The following is a 16542-nucleotide window of genomic DNA, read 5'->3' as shown; positions in this document are numbered from 1 at the left end:
ACTGTAAAAGTATCGTAACCACGGAGGCGCATTCTAGATGTTTTCAGCTTTACGTCAACAGAAAAATGCGCACGTTGTTTTGATTGCTGCAAAAATGGGCGATGGCAGCGTCAGCCATCGCCGGTGCAGTGCGAGTCTTACTTTTTCGCCTGGCGTGTCATAACCGTGCGATAGACCTTAAAGCGGCCAGTCTGGGCGATCACTTCGTGGAAGCCAAAGGTCTCATCCAGCACTTTCGGGTACGCCAGGAAGGCGTTTGCCACGATACGCAGCTCACCGCCGCTGTTGAGGTGGCGGGTCGCACCGCGGATCAGCGCCTGCGCGGCTTCCAGGCTGGTCTCCATTCCGTCGTGGAACGGTGGGTTAGAGATGATCATGTCAAAGCGGCCGGTCACGTCGGAGAAGACGTTGCTGGCAATCACGTCGCCTTCAATGCCGTTAGCTGCAAGCGTGGCGCGGCTGGCCTCTACCGCCGGGGCGCTCACGTCACACAGGGTTAAACGAACTTTTGGCGAGTGGCTGGCGAGAACCGTTGAAAGCACGCCCGCGCCGCAGCCCACGTCCAGCACCTTGCCTTTGGTATGTGGCGTCAGGGTAGAAAGCAGCAGCTTGCTGCCGGTATCCAGCGCGTCCCGGCTGAATACGCCCGGCAGGGTTTTAATGGTCAGGCCGTCAAGCTGGTACTCGTCCCAGAAGGCGTTGGCATCAAAGGCGGTCTGTTTTTCCAGACGCCCGTGATACAGGCCGCAGCGGCGGGCGCTGTCGATTTTGGTCAGCGGCGCGTACTCCTCCAGCATCTGCTCCGCGCTGCGCACGCCGCTGCGGTTCTCACCGACAACGAAAATATCGCAGCCGATCGGCAGCAGAGAAAGCAGGTTCATCAGCTGGAACTGGGCTTCCGGTTTGTTCTTCGGCCAGTAGTAAATCAGCGTGTCGCAGTCAGCAATATCGCTCTGCTCCGCCGCCAGGCTAAAGCGCGCGCGCTCTCCCATCTGGCGGCTCAGCACCTGCCAGTGGTGATAGTATTGGGTGTGGGCACGGCTTTCAGCACAGTCGAAACACGCGGGCAGGTCATCCTGCATATCTCCGGCAAACAGAATACGGCTTTCTTCGAAATCATCACTGTGACGCAGCAAGACTTCACTTGCCGGGGTAAATGCAGACATGAATTGTTCCTCAATAAACTCAGGCGGGGATTATAGTAGGTAGATGGCGCAGTTTCGACACATTTGCTATATTTGCGCGCCTGAGAGACAGGAGTTTTCGCTATGACATCCCGACGAGACTGGCAGTTGCAGCAGCTGGGCATCACCCAGTGGGCTTTGCGTCGCCCGACGGCGTTGCGCGGCGAAATCGCAATCTCCATCCCTGCGCATGTCCGCCTGGTGATGGTGGCAGAAGCGCTGCCTGCCCTGAATGACCCCCTTATCGGAGATGTCCTTCGCAGCCTGAAGTTGACGGCCGATCAGGTACTACAGCTGGCGCCCGAAAGCGTCGCGATGCTTCCTCCTGACAGCCGCTGTAACAGCTGGAGAATCGGGACGGTTGATGCGCTACCCCTCGAAGGGAGCCAGATCAGCTCCCCGGCGCTGGATGAACTGAAGGCCAACCCAAAAGCGCGCTGCGCGCTATGGCAACAAATTTGCGAATATGAACACGATTTCTTCCCTCACGACGGCTGACCTGTCCACCGCGTTCGCGATTGAAACGCGCGCCCATGCCTTTCCGTGGAGCGAAAAGACGTTTGCCAGCAATCAGGGCGACCGCTATTTAAATCTCCGCCTGGACGTAGCCGGTACGATGGCCGCGTTTGCCATAACCCAGGTCGTTCTGGACGAGGCGACGCTGTTTAATATTGCGGTCGATCCTGCTTATCAACGCCGCGGGTTGGGCAGGGAACTGCTTGAGCACCTCATTCGCGAGCTTGAGACCCGTGACGTTTTCACCCTGTGGCTGGAGGTGCGCGCGTCGAATGTCGCCGCCATCGCACTCTATGAAAGCTTAGGCTTCAACGAGGCGACAATCCGCCGTAACTACTACCCCACCGCAGAGGGACGTGAAGACGCCATTATCATGGCTCTGCCGATTGGATAACGAAAAATAAGGTTGTAACGATGAAATGGGACTGGATTTTCTTTGACGCCGACGAAACGCTGTTTACGTTTGACTCGTTCGGTGGCCTGCAGCGGATGTTTCTCGACTATAGCGTGACCTTCACCGCTGAAGATTTTCAGAACTATCAGGCGGTGAACAAACCGCTTTGGGTGGATTACCAGAATGGAGCCATCACCGCGTTACAGCTTCAGCATCAGCGTTTTGACGTGTGGGCTGAACGGTTGAAGGTCAGCCCGGGAGCGCTGAACGAGGCCTTCCTCAACGCAATGGCGGATATCTGCGCGCCGCTACCCGGTGTCGTTTCTCTGCTGGATTCGCTGAAAGGGAAGGTGAAGCTCGGGATCATCACCAACGGCTTTACCGCCCTGCAGCAGATCCGCCTTGAGCGCACCGGCCTGCGCGATCATTTCGACGCGCTGGTGATCTCCGAAGAGGTAGGCGTACCGAAGCCGGATCCGCGTATTTTCGATTATGCGCTGGCGCAGGCCGGAAATCCTGACCGCGATCGCGTGCTGATGGTGGGGGATACCGCAGAATCTGATATTCTTGGTGGTATGAGATCGGGTCTGTCGACCGTCTGGCTGAATGCGCACGGTCGCGTGCTGCCGGAAGGCATCGAGCCGACCTGGACCGTTACGTCATTGAACGAACTGGAGCAGCTCCTGTGTAAACAATGATTGCCTGCCCCCTGCTGATGGGTAAAATAGCCGCATTTTTCGTATTCCATGATGCGCGGCCTGCTGCCGCGCTTACCTAAGAAGATTTGATTATGACGTTGTCTCCTTATCTGCAAGAGGTGGCCAAACGCCGCACTTTTGCCATTATCTCGCACCCGGATGCCGGTAAAACGACCATCACCGAGAAGGTATTGCTGTTCGGACAGGCGATCCAGACCGCCGGTACGGTGAAAGGCCGTGGCTCCAGCCAGCACGCAAAATCCGACTGGATGGAGATGGAAAAGCAGCGTGGTATTTCGATTACCACCTCCGTGATGCAGTTCCCGTATCACGACTGCCTGGTGAACCTGCTGGACACCCCGGGCCACGAAGACTTCTCCGAAGATACCTACCGTACCCTGACGGCGGTCGACTGCTGCCTGATGGTGATCGACGCCGCAAAAGGTGTTGAAGATCGTACCCGCAAGCTGATGGAAGTTACCCGCCTGCGCGATACGCCGATCCTCACCTTTATGAACAAACTCGACCGTGACATCCGCGATCCGATGGAGCTGATGGATGAAGTGGAAAACGAGCTGAAGATTGCCTGTGCGCCAATCACCTGGCCAATCGGCTGCGGTAAGCTGTTCAAAGGGGTTTACCACCTCTATAAAGACGAAACCTATCTGTACCAGACCGGTAAAGGCCACACCATTCAGGAAGTGCGCATTGTAAAAGGTCTGGATAACCCGGAGCTGGACGCCGCCGTCGGTGAAGAGCTGGCCGCGCAGCTGCGCGACGAGCTTGAGCTGGTTAAAGGCGCGTCTCACGAGTTCGACAGAGAGCTGTTCCTGAGCGGTGAAATCACCCCGGTCTTCTTCGGTACCGCGCTCGGTAACTTCGGCGTCGATCATATGCTCGACGGCCTGGTTGAGTGGGCGCCGCAGCCGATGCCGCGTAAAACCGACACGCGCGAAGTGGAAGCGAAGGAAGAGAAGTTCTCCGGCTTCGTCTTTAAAATTCAGGCCAACATGGACCCGAAACACCGCGACCGCGTTGCCTTTATGCGCGTGGTGTCCGGTAAGTACGAGAAGGGCATGAAGCTGCGTCAGGTACGTATCGGTAAAGACGTGGTGATCTCCGACGCGCTGACCTTTATGGCGGGCGATCGTTCGCACGTGGAAGAAGCCTATCCGGGCGACATCATTGGCCTGCACAACCACGGCACCATTCAGATCGGCGATACCTTCACGCAGGGCGAGATGATGAAGTTCACCGGTATCCCGAACTTCGCGCCGGAGCTGTTCCGCCGCATTCGCCTGCGCGATCCGCTGAAGCAGAAGCAGCTGCTGAAAGGCCTGGTACAGCTTTCCGAAGAGGGGGCAGTCCAGGTGTTCCGGCCAATCGCCAACAACGATCTGATCGTTGGGGCGGTGGGCGTGCTGCAGTTTGACGTGGTCGTTGCCCGCCTGAAGAGCGAGTACAACGTGGAAGCGATTTACGAATCGGTGAACGTGGCGACCGCGCGCTGGGTTGAGTGTTCAGACGTGAAGAAATTCGAAGAATTTAAGCGTAAGAACGAAATTCAGCTGGCGCTGGACGGCGGCGACAACCTGACCTATATCGCCCCGACCATGGTTAACCTGAACCTGACGCAAGAGCGTTATCCTGACGTTCAGTTCCGCAAAACCCGCGAGCATTAATCCCCTCTCAGAGCACGGCAGCCGCCGTGCTCTGCTTTAATCCCTGTGTTATTAAACCCTTGCGGAATGTTCTTAATTCAACGCAATTTTTCGCTATTCGTTCGTTTTTTCCCCAATTCTGAATGCACCTCCGTAATTGTGATCTATATTTAACTCAGTGTTTAGCACCGGGCGTGGATGAATTAACTGTTCAATGCATGTCCACTGGTTCTCCATTTCGCCCGTGTGTTAATTCGCAATATATAAAACCAAGATTTAGGGAAGTATGTCGCCCAAATAACGGGCAAAACACAGGAATAAATCGATGAATATGACAAGACTGAAGATTTCTAAAACTCTGCTGGCTGTAACGTTAGGTAGCGTCCTGGTAAGCGGTTCTGCTCTGGCGGAAACCAGCACCATGGATAAAGCGCAAAACACCGCTAATACCGCAGGGGAAAAAATCGATAGCTCTATGAATAAAGTCGGTAATTTCATGGATGACAGCTCTATCACAGCAAAAGTGAAAGCCGCACTGGTGGATCATGAAGCCATCAAGAGCACCGATATTTCCGTCAAAACCGACAACAAAGTTGTCACCCTGAGTGGTTTCGTTGAAAGCCAGACCCAGGCTGAAGAGGCCGTGAAAGTGGCCAAAGGCGTTGAAGGCGTAAGCTCCGTCAGCGACAAACTGCACGTACGTGACAGTAAAGAATCTTCGGTGAAGGGTTATGCCGGGGATGCAGCAACCACCAGCGAAATCAAAGCTAAACTGTTAGCTGACGACATCGTGCCGTCCCGTATGGTGAAAGTTGAAACCACCGATGGCGTGGTACAGCTGTCCGGTACGGTAGAGAACCAGGCACAAAGCGATCGTGCTGAGTCAATTGCGAAAGCGATTGATGGTGTGAAAAGCGTCAAAAACGATCTGAAAACGAAGTAAAGCAACACCACTCGCCCGTCAGGCTTAGCCCTGCGGGCGAAATAAAAACGACTCTGGAAAATCGCCGGTGAGTGACCTGAGCGCTCACGTTTAGCGGCCGACATTAACTATGGTAAAGGAGAGGCTTATGTTTCGTTGGGGCATTATTTTTCTGGTTATCGCGTTAATTGCCGCCGCATTGGGCTTTGGTGGACTGGCGGGTACAGCGGCATGGGCAGCTAAAATTGTCTTCGTCGTAGGTATTATTCTGTTCCTGGTCAGCCTGTTTACGGGCCGACGTCGCCCGTAGCAAACGCAATATTGATTAAACAAACTAAAGCCAGTCCTTGTGACTGGCTTTTTCTCGTTTGAGAAGTGGCGGGGATGTGCGTTACTGTGTCTTATCAAAATAATGAAAACAGGAAGGCAGAGGTGGGGCAACGAATTCCCGTTACGCTCGGCAATATTGCGCCGCTGACGTTAAAACCGTTTCATGCAGGCCAGCTTGCGCTGGTCTGTGAAGGGGGCGGTCAGCGCGGTATTTTCACCGCTGGCGTGCTCGACGAATTTATGCGCGCGCAGTTCAACCCGTTCGATCTCTATTTTGGTACTTCTGCCGGGGCGCAGAATCTTTCGGCCTACGTCTGCAACCAGCCCGGCTACGCGCGCAAAGTTATTATGCGCTACACCACGTCCAAAGAATTTTTTAACCCGGTGCGCTTCGTGCGCGGCGGGAACCTGATCGATCTCGACTGGTTACTGGATGCCACCTCCAGTCAGATGCCGCTGGCAATGGATACCGCGTCGCGGCTGTTCGACGCCGGAAAGTCGTTCTGGATGTGCGCCAGCCGTGGCGACGACTATTCCCCGGGCTATTTTTCGCCGCAGAAAGAGAACTGGCTGGATATCATTCGCGCCTCAAGCGCGATCCCCGGTTTCTACCGTACCGGCGCGCTGCTGGAGGGAGTTAACTATCTTGATGGCGGCATCAGCGACGCGGTGCCGGTGCAGGAGGCCGCGCGGCGTGGGGCCAAAACTATCGTGGTGATCCGCACGGTGCCTTCGCAGATGTATTACACCCCGCAGTGGTTTAAGCGCATGGAGCGCTGGCTGGGCGACAGCAGCCTGCAGCCGTTGGTGAATATCGCAAAACAGCATGAAACGACCTACGGCGCGATGCAGCGCTTTATCGAAAAGCCGCCGGGCAAGCTGCGCATCTTTGAAATTTATCCGCCCAGGCCGCTGCTAAGCATGGCGCTGGGCAGCCGCCTGCCGGCGTTGCGTATGGACTACAAAACGGGGCGGCTCTGCGGTCGCTACTTCCTCGCGACGGTGGGTAAAATGCTGGCCGGCCAGCCGCCGCTTCACCGGCATAAGCGTATTATTTTGCCGCCTGCGGTAGTGGCCAATGACGCGGTGGCGATGCCGCTGGTGGATGCTCCGCAGGCGAACGATGGCTTACTCGATAATGAGGATCTGGCGTGAGGCACGGCTTTATTGATACCCATTGCCACTTTGATTTTCCGCCGTTCAGCGGCGAGGAAGCATCATCCATCGAACGGGCGGCGCAGGCAGGCGTAAAAGCCATAATTGTGCCCGCCATTGAAGCGGCGCGGTTTGATACCGTGCTGGCGCTCGCCCGCCATCACGATGCGCTGTATGCGGCGCTGGGGCTGCATCCGATCGTGATTGAGCACCATCTTGATGAACACCTCGACAGGCTTGATGCCGCGCTGCAGGCCGCGGGTGAGAAGCTGGTTGCCGTCGGTGAGATCGGCCTCGATCTCTATCGCGAGGATCCGCACTTTGAACGCCAGCAGACGATCCTGGACGCGCAGCTCAGGCTGGCAAAACGTCACGATCTGCCGGTGATCCTCCATTCCCGACGCACCCATGACAGGCTGGCGATGCACCTGAAGCGCATCGATCTGCCGCGCAGGGGCGTCGTGCACGGTTTCGCAGGAAGCCTTCAGCAGGCGCAGCGTTTTATCGACCTGGGCTATAAAATTGGCGTCGGCGGCACCATTACCTACCCGCGCGCCAGCAAAACCCGCGACGTGATGGCGCAACTCCCGCTGTCTTCGCTGCTGCTTGAAACGGATGCGCCCGACATGCCCCTGAATGGTTTTCAGGGCCAGCCGAACCGCCCGGAGCAGGCGGCGCGCGTTTTTGACGTGCTGTGTGAGCTGCGCCAGGAGCCTGAGGACGTCATTGCCGGCGCGCTGCTGGAAAATACCCGTGCGGTCTTCGGCATCACGCTATAGATACAGCGCCGGGCGGATCACCGTAATCTGCTGCTGTTCCAGGGCTAGCGCCAGCGGCTCGATATCCTCCGGCGTGGCGCTCCGCCAGAGCGCCGCCTCCCCGTAAACCCCGTGAGCGTGAAAGGCGTTAATCCGCACCGGAATATTCCCCAGGCTATGGATAAACGCGGTCAGTGAAGGCAGATTTTGCAGATAATCGCACCGTTCGGGGATCGCCAGCAGGCGCAGCTCGGCAAGACGATGATGTTCAGCCAGCCAGCGAATGCTCTGCTTGATTTGCGTATTTTCGCGCCCGGTCAGAAAGCGGTGATGCTCATTGCCCCAGGCCTTCAGATCCACCATCGCGCCGTCAAACACCGGCAGCAGCTTTTGCCAGCCGGTTTCGCTTAACAGGCCGTTGCTGTCCACCAGACACGTCAGATGCCGCAGGGCCGGATCGGCCTTCATTGCGCTGAATAGCGCAACCACAAACGGCAGCTGCGTGGTGGCCTCGCCCCCGCTGACGGTCACGCCTTCAATAAAAGGCGCGGACTTGCGAACCTGGATGAGGATCTCCTCTACGCTAAAGCGTTGCGCCATCGGCGTGGCCTGCCGCGGGCACAGGCGCAGGCAGGTGTCGCACTGGTGGCAGTCGCTCTCCTGCCACCAGACGCGCCCGGCCTGAATGGTCAGCGCATCGTGGGGGCAGCGGGGCACGCAGTCGCCGCAGTCGTTGCAGCGCCCGATGGTCCACGGGTTGTGGCAGGTTTTGCAGCGCAGGTTACAGCCCTGGAGGAACAGCGCCAGGCGGCTGCCCGGCCCGTCCACGCAGGAGAAGGGAATAACCTGACTAACTAAAGCGCATCTGCTGTTCATGGCTAATCACGCGTGGCTGACGTTCCAGAATGCGGGTATTGCGCGCGGCCTCCTCGCCGAGCCAGGTGGTGTTGGTGCGAGAACCGGCCTCCCGGTACTTTTCCAGATCGGAGAGCCGCACCATATACCCGGTGACGCGCACCAGGTCGTTTCCGGCGACGTTGGCGGTAAATTCGCGCATACCGGCGCGAAACGCCCCCAGACAAAGCTGCACCACCGCCTGAGGATTGCGTTTGACCGTCTCATCCAGGGTGAGAATATCGCTGATCCCCGAGTGATAGTGCTGGTGATGTGGCGCCACGGCCAGCAGGTGGCTGATGGGATCCGGCTCGTCGCCGTAAGGCAGGCGCGCCCCCGGCGTGGTGCCTGAATCAGAACTGATGCCAGACTGGGCATGCAGCATCGCGCGGTGCTTCCAGCCGTGCTTCACCGGCGTGTTCTCAACAAATGCCGCAAGCTGTTCACTGATGCGGTAGCCCAGCGCGTTGGCCTGCTCGTCTTTTCCGTAACGCCCCGCAATACCTGCTTTTTCGCACAGCACGTTCACCGCTTCGGCCAGCCCGTACATGCCGAACATCGGCACGAAACGATCGGCATCAATCAGCCCCTCTTTTACGAGGAAGCTATTCTCAAAGAAGCCGGATTGTTCATATAAAAAATCGCAGCGCGCGTTAACGATCGCCATTTGCTGCTGACAGTAGTGCGGCAGGGTACGGGCGAAAAAGTCTTCGGGAGAGTGGCTGTGCTCTGCAATCGCTTTCAGGTTAAGGCGCACCAGCGTGCTGCCGCCGCCCGCCAGCGGCAGGGAGTTGTAGCAGCTCACCACGCCATAGCGGCCTTTTGTGAAAATTTTATCATTCAGCGGGCCATTGGAAATATGCGGTTTACTGCACTCGCAAATGTTTTTCGCAACGCTCAGCAGCAGGTCGTCAGGGGTAACGTCCGGGTCGTAAATAAAGGTCAGGTTCGGCGCGACCTGCTTCAGCTCTGCGTCCGCTCGCAAAACGGCATGCGTAACGGGCGTATTCGCCGGGCCGATATTGGCATGCATAAAGGCATCAGGCAGGGTTCTGTCGAGATAGCGCCAGAAACGTTTTATTCGGCTATCGATTTCATCCTGTGTTAGAATTTTAACATACGGAGTGAGGATTTCATCGAGCTGGCCCAGATAGACCGGCATTGATGTGACGGACGGAACATGATGGTAGAGGATAGCGAGCAGCGAGAGGGCATCATCCAGATCTTTCGCCCCTTCCAGCTCCAGCCACTCTGAGCCGTTTGCCAGGAATTTAGCGTAGTCCGGAAGCACGTAGCGCGGTTTGTAGGGCGCATGCCCTTCGAACATGTCGCAGATAAATCCTTCGTCCAGCGCGGCGCGTGCCGCCTCTGGCAGAGCAGGGTAAGGCAGATTGTTCTCTGCTTCCAGCGCCAGAAAATGACGTTTTTGTTCCGGGGTTAACACCGGGCTTGTCACAATGTGCTGGCAACGTTGTTGCAGGGCGTCGGGCATGTTCACTTCCTGGATTATTCTGCGGATGGTGAACGAATTGTAGGAAGCCAGCCTGGCGGGGCTTTTGATCCGGCAGGGGGTATCGCTGCTTTAGTCAGCAACAGGTACGCTAAAGTTTGAAGAAGATCTCATTACAGTAATGCAAATTTGCACGCAGTTTTCATTAACTGTGATGAATGTCGAAGTGTGGATGCGGGTGAATGTTAGAATACTCACAGACCCGCAAGGTAAAATTGATACGGCACTGCCGTTGGAGAATGTTATGACCGATTTAACTGCAAGCAGCCTGCGCGCGTTGAAGCTGATGGACCTGACCACCCTGAACGATGACGATACCAATGAAAAAGTCATCGCGCTGTGCCATCAGGCGAAAACGCCAGTGGGTAACACCGCCGCCGTTTGTATCTACCCGCGCTTTATTCCGATTGCCCGCAAGACGCTGAAAGAGCAGGGCACGCCGGACGTGCGCATTGCAACCGTGACTAACTTCCCGCACGGCAATGACGACATCGAGATCGCCCTGGCAGAAACCCGTGCGGCAATTGCTTACGGCGCAGACGAAGTTGACGTGGTGTTCCCGTACCGCGCGCTGATCGCCGGCAACGAGCAGGTCGGTTTTGACCTGGTGAAGGCCTGTAAAGACGCGTGCGCGGCGGCAAATGTGCTGCTCAAAGTGATCATCGAAACCGGCGAACTGAAAGAAGAGGCGCTGATCCGTAAAGCGTCTGAAATCTCCATCAAAGCCGGGGCTGATTTCATTAAAACCTCTACCGGTAAAGTGCCGGTTAACGCCACGCCGGAAAGCGCGCGCATCATGATGGAAGTGATCCGCGATATGGGCGTGTCCGAAACCGTTGGCTTCAAACCCGCGGGCGGCGTGCGTACCGCTGAAGACGCGCAGCAGTTCCTGGCGATTGCCGACGAGCTGTTCGGCGCAGAGTGGGCGGACTCCCGCCACTACCGCTTCGGCGCCTCCAGCCTGCTGGCGAGCCTGCTGAAAGCGCTGGGCCATGGCGACGGTAAGAGCGCAAGCAGCTACTAATAGCAAAAAATGCCGGATGGCGATTCGCTTATCCGGCCTACAGGAACGTAGGGCGGGCGCTGCCCGCCACAATTCACCCGATTCCGCATGGGGGTTACCGTGTTTCTCGCACAAGAAATTATTCGTAAAAAACGTGATGGTCTTGCCCTGAGCGACGAAGAGATCCGCTTCTTTATCAACGGCATTCGCGACAACACCGTCTCTGAAGGTCAGATTGCTGCCCTGGCGATGACCATTTTCTTCCACGATATGTCGATGCCTGAGCGCGTGTCGCTGACCATGGCGATGCGAGATTCAGGAACCGTGCTGGACTGGAAGAGCCTTAACCTCAACGGGCCGATTGTGGACAAACACTCCACCGGCGGCGTGGGTGACGTGACGTCGCTGATGCTTGGCCCTATGGTCGCAGCCTGCGGCGGCTACATCCCGATGATCTCCGGGCGTGGCCTGGGCCATACCGGCGGTACGCTCGACAAACTGGAAGCCATTCCGGGCTTCGATATCTTCCCGGACGACAACCGCTTCCGCGACATTATTAAAGACGTTGGTGTGGCGATTATCGGCCAGACCAGCTCGCTTGCTCCGGCAGACAAGCGTTTCTACGCGACCCGCGATATTACCGCAACCGTAGACTCCATCCCGCTGATCACCGCCTCTATCCTCGCCAAAAAGCTGGCGGAAGGTCTGGACGCGCTGGTCATGGACGTGAAGGTAGGCAGCGGCGCGTTTATGCCGACCTACGAGCTCTCTGAAGCGCTGGCTGAAGCGATCGTTGGCGTCTCCAACGGCGCGGGCGTGCGCACCACCGCACTGCTGACGGACATGAACCAGGTGCTGGCATCCAGCGCCGGTAACGCCGTGGAAGTGCGCGAGGCCGTGCAGTTCCTGACGGGTGAATACCGCAACCCGCGCCTGTTCGACGTGACCATGGCGCTGTGCGTGGAGATGCTGATCTCCGGCAAGCTTGCCAAAGACGATACGGAAGCCCGCGCGAAGCTTCAGGCGGTTCTGGACAACGGTAAAGCGGCGGAGATTTTTGGCCGTATGGTGGCGGCGCAGAAAGGCCCGACTGACTTCGTGGAAAACTACGCCAAATATCTGCCAACCGCGATGCTCAGCAAAGCGGTCTACGCGGACAGCGAAGGTTTTGTCTCCGCAATGGATACCCGCGCGCTCGGCATGGCGGTGGTCTCAATGGGCGGCGGTCGTCGTCAGGCGTCCGACACCATTGATTACAGCGTTGGCTTTACCGATATGGCCCGTCTGGGCGACAGCGTTGACGGTCAACGTCCGCTGGCGGTGATCCACGCCAAAGACGAAGCCAGCTGGCAGGACGCGGCGAAAGCGGTGAAAGCGGCAATATCTCTTGACGATAAAGCACCGGAAACCACACCGACGGTCTATCGTCGTATCACCGAATAGCGGTATACTGATCTGATCGCATTTTTATGAAGCACTAAGTACGGAGAACAATTATGAAACGTGCATTTATTATGGTGCTGGACTCATTCGGCATCGGCGCAACCGAAGATGCAGAACGTTTTGGTGACGTGGGTTCCGATACCATGGGTCACATCGCGGAAGCCTGTGCAAAAGGCGAAGCGGATAACGGTCGTAAAGGCCCTCTGAACCTGCCAAATCTGACCCGCCTCGGGCTGGTAAAAGCGCATGAAGGCTCTACCGGTAAAATCGCAGCCGGTATGGACGGCAACGCGGAAGTGGTGGGCGCTTACGCCTGGGCGCACGAGCTCTCTTCCGGTAAAGATACCCCGTCCGGTCACTGGGAAATCGCCGGTGTGCCGGTGCTGTTCGACTGGGGCTACTTCTCCGATCACGAGAACAGCTTCCCGCAGGAGCTGCTCGATAAGCTGGTTAAGCGTGCCAACCTGCCGGGCTACCTTGGTAACTGCCACTCATCCGGTACCGTGATTCTGGATCAGCTCGGCGAAGAGCACATGAAAACCGGCAAGCCGATTTTCTACACCTCTGCTGACTCCGTGTTCCAGATTGCCTGCCACGAAGAGACGTTTGGTCTGGATAAACTCTACGAGCTGTGCGAAATCGCCCGTGAAGAGCTGACCGAAGGCGGCTACAACATTGGCCGCGTTATCGCGCGTCCGTTTATCGGCGACAAAGCGGGTAACTTCCAGCGTACCGGCAACCGCCACGACCTGGCCGTTGAGCCACCGGCACCCACCGTGCTGCAAAAACTGGTCGACGAGAAGGGCGGTCACGTGGTGTCCGTGGGTAAAATCGCGGACATCTACGCAAACTGCGGCATCACCAAAAAAGTGAAAGCGACCGGTCTGGACGCGCTGTTCGACGCTACCGTCAAAGAGATGAAGGAAGCGGGCGACAACACGATTGTCTTCACCAACTTCGTGGACTTCGACTCCTCCTGGGGCCACCGTCGCGACGTCGCAGGCTACGCTGCCGGTCTGGAGCTGTTCGACCGCCGCCTGCCGGAGCTGATGGAGCTGGTGGGTGAAGATGACATTCTGATCCTGACCGCGGATCACGGTTGTGACCCAACCTGGACCGGCACCGACCACACCCGCGAGCATATTCCGGTGCTGGTGTACGGCCCGAAAGTGAAACCAGGTTCGCTGGGCCACCGTGACACCTTCGCAGACATTGGCCAGACCATTGCGAAATACTTTGGCACGTCTGACATGGAATATGGCAAGGCTATGTTCTGAATGACAAGGGGTGCGGCCTGATGCCCTCACCCCAACCCTCTCCCGCGAGAGATACGGGTGCGGCCTGATGCCCTCACCCCAACCCTCTCCCACAGGGAGAGGGAGAATTTAAATGAAAAGGAACTGAAGATGGCAACTCCTCACATTAATGCAGAAATGGGTGATTTCGCTGACGTCGTATTGATGCCTGGCGACCCGCTGCGCGCGAAGCACATTGCAGAAACCTTCCTTGAAGACGTGCGTGAAGTGAACAACGTTCGCGGCATGCTGGGCTTCACCGGTACCTATAAAGGCCGCAAAATTTCCGTTATGGGCCACGGCATGGGTATCCCATCCTGCTCCATCTACACCAAAGAGCTGATCACCGATTTCGGCGTGAAGAAAATCATCCGCGTCGGCTCCTGCGGCGCGGTGCGCATGGACGTTAAGCTGCGCGATATCGTTATCGGTATGGGTGCCTGCACCGATTCGAAAGTAAACCGTATGCGTTTTAAAGATCATGACTTCGCCGCGATTGCGGACTTCGGCATGGTGCGTGACGCGGTTGACGCGGCAAAAGCGCTGGGCGTTGAGGCGCGTGTGGGTAACATCTTCTCTGCTGACCTGTTCTACGCACCAGACGGCGGCGAGATGTTCGACGTGATGGAAAAATACGGCATCCTGGGCGTGGAAATGGAAGCGGCAGGTATCTACGGCGTCGCGGCTGAGTTTGGCGCGAAAGCGTTGACCATCTGCACCGTGTCTGACCACATCCGTACCCATGAGCAGACCACGGCTGCCGAGCGTCAGACCACCTTCAACGACATGATCAAAATCGCGCTGGAATCCGTTCTTCTGGGCGACAAAGCGTAATATAAAAAGAAAGAGTGTAGCCGTGGCTACACTCTTTTTTACTGTTCACACCTTACAGATAAACAAGACTGATTGTTGCCTGTCCGTCAATCTGCGTGTCATCGGTCAGGGCAAGCGTCGTCGTATCCTGTACGGCCAGCGCGACGCGCAGCGGGAATACCGCACTGGTAAACGCCAGCGGATCGACGCTTGCGTCACCCGCAACCGTGTAAACTATGCCGTCATTACGAACGGGTGCGCTGTCGCCCACCATCTGGCCCCATGAATAACTTCCTGTGGAATTGGCACCCGAAATCATACCGGTGGTTTTTCCGTCCGCAGTGACGTTGCTCAACTGCATCGTGACGGAATAAGCGCCCAGATTGACGCCGCCCGCGGTTTTCCCCGCGCCGAACAGGCTATTACTGCTCCATACGGAACCTGAGCCGCTCCAGTCGGTATTTTCGACGATCAGGTTCTGTTTAGAATCCGCGCGGTCGTCGATAATGCTCCAGCCTACTTTTGTCGGGGCAACGCAGCTGATGGAGAGGGAAAGATCTTTATTGCCGAGCTGGTTAGTCGCTGTGGCAGACATATTACCAATATTGGTCGTGCCAAAATCAACGATACCTCCACCGCTTAACGTGGGCGTACACGCGGAGTTGGTTAATACCCCGGTAACCTTTAATTCTGCGGTTCCCGCCGCGTGAGCGGCAGACGACATCGCTAAAATAACAGACGCTGCTAATAGAATTTTTTTCACGTTTCATCCTTAACGTATAATTAAAGGGAACATTAATTGTTCCCCCTGCGTCAGGATTTTCTTACGCGCTGAGCTATTCCGTCTATTTAATCTATTTACATTATAAATGTGCTTTTTTTAAAAAAGCCTTTACAGAATATTATTATTCTCAATTATTTTACCTCCCTCGCAATCCATGCCGATAATTCCCGTAATTCGGTTTCCTGTCCGGGAAAATCACCTGTCAACGCATCGCACTCCTGCTGCAGCGTATCCGCCCGATACAAACAGCCCTGCAAACGCGCTGCCAGCGCCTCTAACGGCGCGGGATTAAGGCTGTCCGTGAATACCTGCGTGCGGGTGATGTGGCCTTTCTCTACGTCAAAATGCAGTTCCACGCCGCCCCAGGTAAAACGCTCGTCCAGCAGATGGGAGAACGCCGGCGCCTGGCCGAAGTTCCACTCCCAGCTGCTCTGGCGGGCAAAGGTTTCAGCAAAATTGGGCAGGTCCGGGGTTTTATCAGGAGAGATTACCTCCGCCTCCACGCGCTCGCCGTAGTGCGCAAAGAACGCCTCGCGGATCGCATCGCAAATCTGCTCGTGCGTAATCCCCGGCAGTAGCTCCACCAGATTCGCCACGCGGCCGCGCACCGAGGTGATCCCTTTGGCCTGAAGCTTTTTCCTGTCGGGATTAAGGTAGTTCGCCAGACGGCTCAGATCGGCGTTAAGCAGCAGGGTGCCGTGATGGAAGCCGCGATCCATCGTTTCGCGATAGGCCGAACCCGATACTTTGCGATCCCCGTCGGGCGTTTTGACCACCAGATCGTTACGCCCCGAGGCCTCGGCGGTGACACCGAGCGAATTGAACGCGTTGAGGACGATGGATGTTGAAATGGTTTTGTCATACTCCGGCTTGCCTGCCATAAAGGTAAAGCAGGTATTTCCCAGATCGTGAAACACCGCGCCGCCACCGCTGCTCCGGCGCGCCAGACGCACGTTATCCTCTTCCATGCGGCGGGTATTACACTCTTTCCACGGGTTTTGCGCGCGGCCAATGACCACCGTATCGGCGTTGCGCCAGAGAAACAGCACGCGCTGCGTGGCGGGCATCTGGCGGAAGATGCACTCTTCCACCGCGAGATTAAACCAGGGATCGTAAGAGTCAGAGATAAGCAGGCGTAACGTCGTCATGGCAAAGTTCCTTTTCCGAATCGTCTGCCTACTT

17 protein-coding genes are annotated in these 16542 nt (G+C 56.8%); 12 read left to right on the top strand and 5 right to left on the bottom strand.

What is annotated here, in order from left to right:
• Positions 1 to 137: 137 nt before the first annotated feature.
• The gene (gene rsmC, locus IM304_RS06365; RefSeq protein ID WP_193354774.1) at positions 138 to 1166 is read right to left on the bottom strand and encodes a 16S rRNA (guanine(1207)-N(2))-methyltransferase RsmC; all 1029 of its coding nucleotides are present in this window, start codon (positions 1164 to 1166) and stop codon (positions 138 to 140) included.
• 102 nt (positions 1167 to 1268) lie between these two features.
• Here rsmC and IM304_RS06360 point away from each other — a divergent pair, with 102 nt between their 5' ends.
• From IM304_RS06360 to IM304_RS06325, 8 genes are all read left to right on the top strand, one after another.
• On the top strand, positions 1269 to 1682 hold the full coding sequence (locus IM304_RS06360; RefSeq protein ID WP_148421989.1) for a DNA polymerase III subunit psi: 414 nt from the start codon (positions 1269 to 1271) through the stop codon (positions 1680 to 1682).
• Positions 1651 to 2094 carry a ribosomal protein S18-alanine N-acetyltransferase gene (gene rimI / locus IM304_RS06355; protein ID WP_176608765.1) on the top strand — a complete coding sequence of 148 codons (444 nt, stop codon included), beginning with the start codon at positions 1651 to 1653 and terminating at the stop codon, positions 2092 to 2094. The genes IM304_RS06360 and rimI overlap by 32 nt, the downstream gene beginning before the upstream one ends.
• 20 nt (positions 2095 to 2114) lie before the next feature.
• Entirely contained in the window at positions 2115 to 2792 is a 678-nt protein-coding gene (yjjG, locus tag IM304_RS06350; protein ID WP_193354773.1) for a pyrimidine 5'-nucleotidase, read from the top strand.
• Between the two features lie 92 nt (positions 2793 to 2884).
• The gene (gene prfC, locus IM304_RS06345) at positions 2885 to 4474 is read left to right on the top strand and encodes a peptide chain release factor 3 (RefSeq protein ID WP_148421984.1); all 1590 of its coding nucleotides are present in this window, start codon (positions 2885 to 2887) and stop codon (positions 4472 to 4474) included.
• Positions 4475 to 4778: 304 nt separating this feature from the next.
• Positions 4779 to 5396: a molecular chaperone OsmY gene (gene osmY / locus IM304_RS06340; RefSeq protein ID WP_148421982.1), complete on the top strand. Its 618-nt coding sequence runs from the start codon at positions 4779 to 4781 to the stop codon at positions 5394 to 5396.
• Positions 5397 to 5523: 127 nt separating this feature from the next.
• The gene (locus IM304_RS06335; RefSeq protein WP_003856556.1) at positions 5524 to 5685 is read left to right on the top strand and encodes a DUF1328 domain-containing protein; all 162 of its coding nucleotides are present in this window, start codon (positions 5524 to 5526) and stop codon (positions 5683 to 5685) included.
• 122 nt (positions 5686 to 5807) lie between these two features.
• A complete protein-coding gene (locus IM304_RS06330) occupies positions 5808 to 6860 on the top strand; it encodes a patatin family protein (RefSeq protein WP_176608762.1) in 1053 nt (350 codons plus the stop codon).
• On the top strand, positions 6857 to 7639 hold the full coding sequence (locus IM304_RS06325; RefSeq protein ID WP_193354772.1) for a TatD family hydrolase: 783 nt from the start codon (positions 6857 to 6859) through the stop codon (positions 7637 to 7639). The genes IM304_RS06330 and IM304_RS06325 overlap by 4 nt, the downstream gene beginning before the upstream one ends.
• Here the strand turns inward: IM304_RS06325 and IM304_RS06320 are convergent.
• On the bottom strand, positions 7634 to 8494 hold the full coding sequence (locus tag IM304_RS06320; protein ID WP_193354771.1) for a YjjW family glycine radical enzyme activase: 861 nt from the start codon (positions 8492 to 8494) through the stop codon (positions 7634 to 7636). The two genes, IM304_RS06325 and IM304_RS06320, sit on opposite strands and share 6 nt — an antisense overlap.
• Entirely contained in the window at positions 8469 to 10004 is a 1536-nt protein-coding gene (locus IM304_RS06315) for a YjjI family glycine radical enzyme (RefSeq protein ID WP_193354770.1), read from the bottom strand. The genes IM304_RS06320 and IM304_RS06315 overlap by 26 nt, the downstream gene beginning before the upstream one ends.
• Before the next feature lie 262 nt (positions 10005 to 10266).
• Between IM304_RS06315 and deoC the strand changes: the two genes are divergently transcribed.
• The 4 genes from deoC to deoD all read left to right on the top strand — a co-directional run bounded on the left by deoC (position 10267) and on the right by deoD (position 14597).
• Entirely contained in the window at positions 10267 to 11046 is a 780-nt protein-coding gene (gene deoC, locus IM304_RS06310; RefSeq protein WP_218104860.1) for a deoxyribose-phosphate aldolase, read from the top strand.
• 99 nt (positions 11047 to 11145) lie between these two features.
• On the top strand, positions 11146 to 12468 hold the full coding sequence (deoA, locus tag IM304_RS06305) for a thymidine phosphorylase (protein ID WP_193354769.1): 1323 nt from the start codon (positions 11146 to 11148) through the stop codon (positions 12466 to 12468).
• A gap of 53 nt (positions 12469 to 12521) precedes the next feature.
• Positions 12522 to 13745, top strand: coding sequence for a phosphopentomutase (gene deoB, locus IM304_RS06300; RefSeq protein ID WP_148421971.1), 1224 nt, complete (start codon positions 12522 to 12524; stop codon positions 13743 to 13745).
• Positions 13746 to 13874: 129 nt separating this feature from the next.
• Positions 13875 to 14597 (top strand): purine-nucleoside phosphorylase, encoded by a 723-nt coding sequence (gene deoD, locus IM304_RS06295; RefSeq protein ID WP_032643987.1) that lies wholly within the window; start codon positions 13875 to 13877, stop codon positions 14595 to 14597.
• Between the two features lie 52 nt (positions 14598 to 14649).
• On the opposite strand, the gene IM304_RS06290 is transcribed toward deoD, so the two are convergent.
• Both IM304_RS06290 and lplA read right to left on the bottom strand, forming a co-directional pair.
• The gene (locus tag IM304_RS06290) at positions 14650 to 15339 is read right to left on the bottom strand and encodes a DUF1120 domain-containing protein (protein ID WP_176608757.1); all 690 of its coding nucleotides are present in this window, start codon (positions 15337 to 15339) and stop codon (positions 14650 to 14652) included.
• Positions 15340 to 15491: 152 nt separating this feature from the next.
• On the bottom strand, positions 15492 to 16508 hold the full coding sequence (gene lplA, locus IM304_RS06285; RefSeq protein ID WP_193354768.1) for a lipoate--protein ligase LplA: 1017 nt from the start codon (positions 16506 to 16508) through the stop codon (positions 15492 to 15494).
• Positions 16509 to 16542: the final 34 nt, after the last annotated feature.

Origin of the sequence: Enterobacter cloacae complex sp. P40C2, assembly GCF_014930695.1 — a bacterium.
In the GTDB taxonomy this organism is placed as follows: domain Bacteria; phylum Pseudomonadota; class Gammaproteobacteria; order Enterobacterales; family Enterobacteriaceae; genus Enterobacter; species Enterobacter pasteurii.
This window is presented reverse-complemented; position numbering and strand designations above follow the sequence as displayed.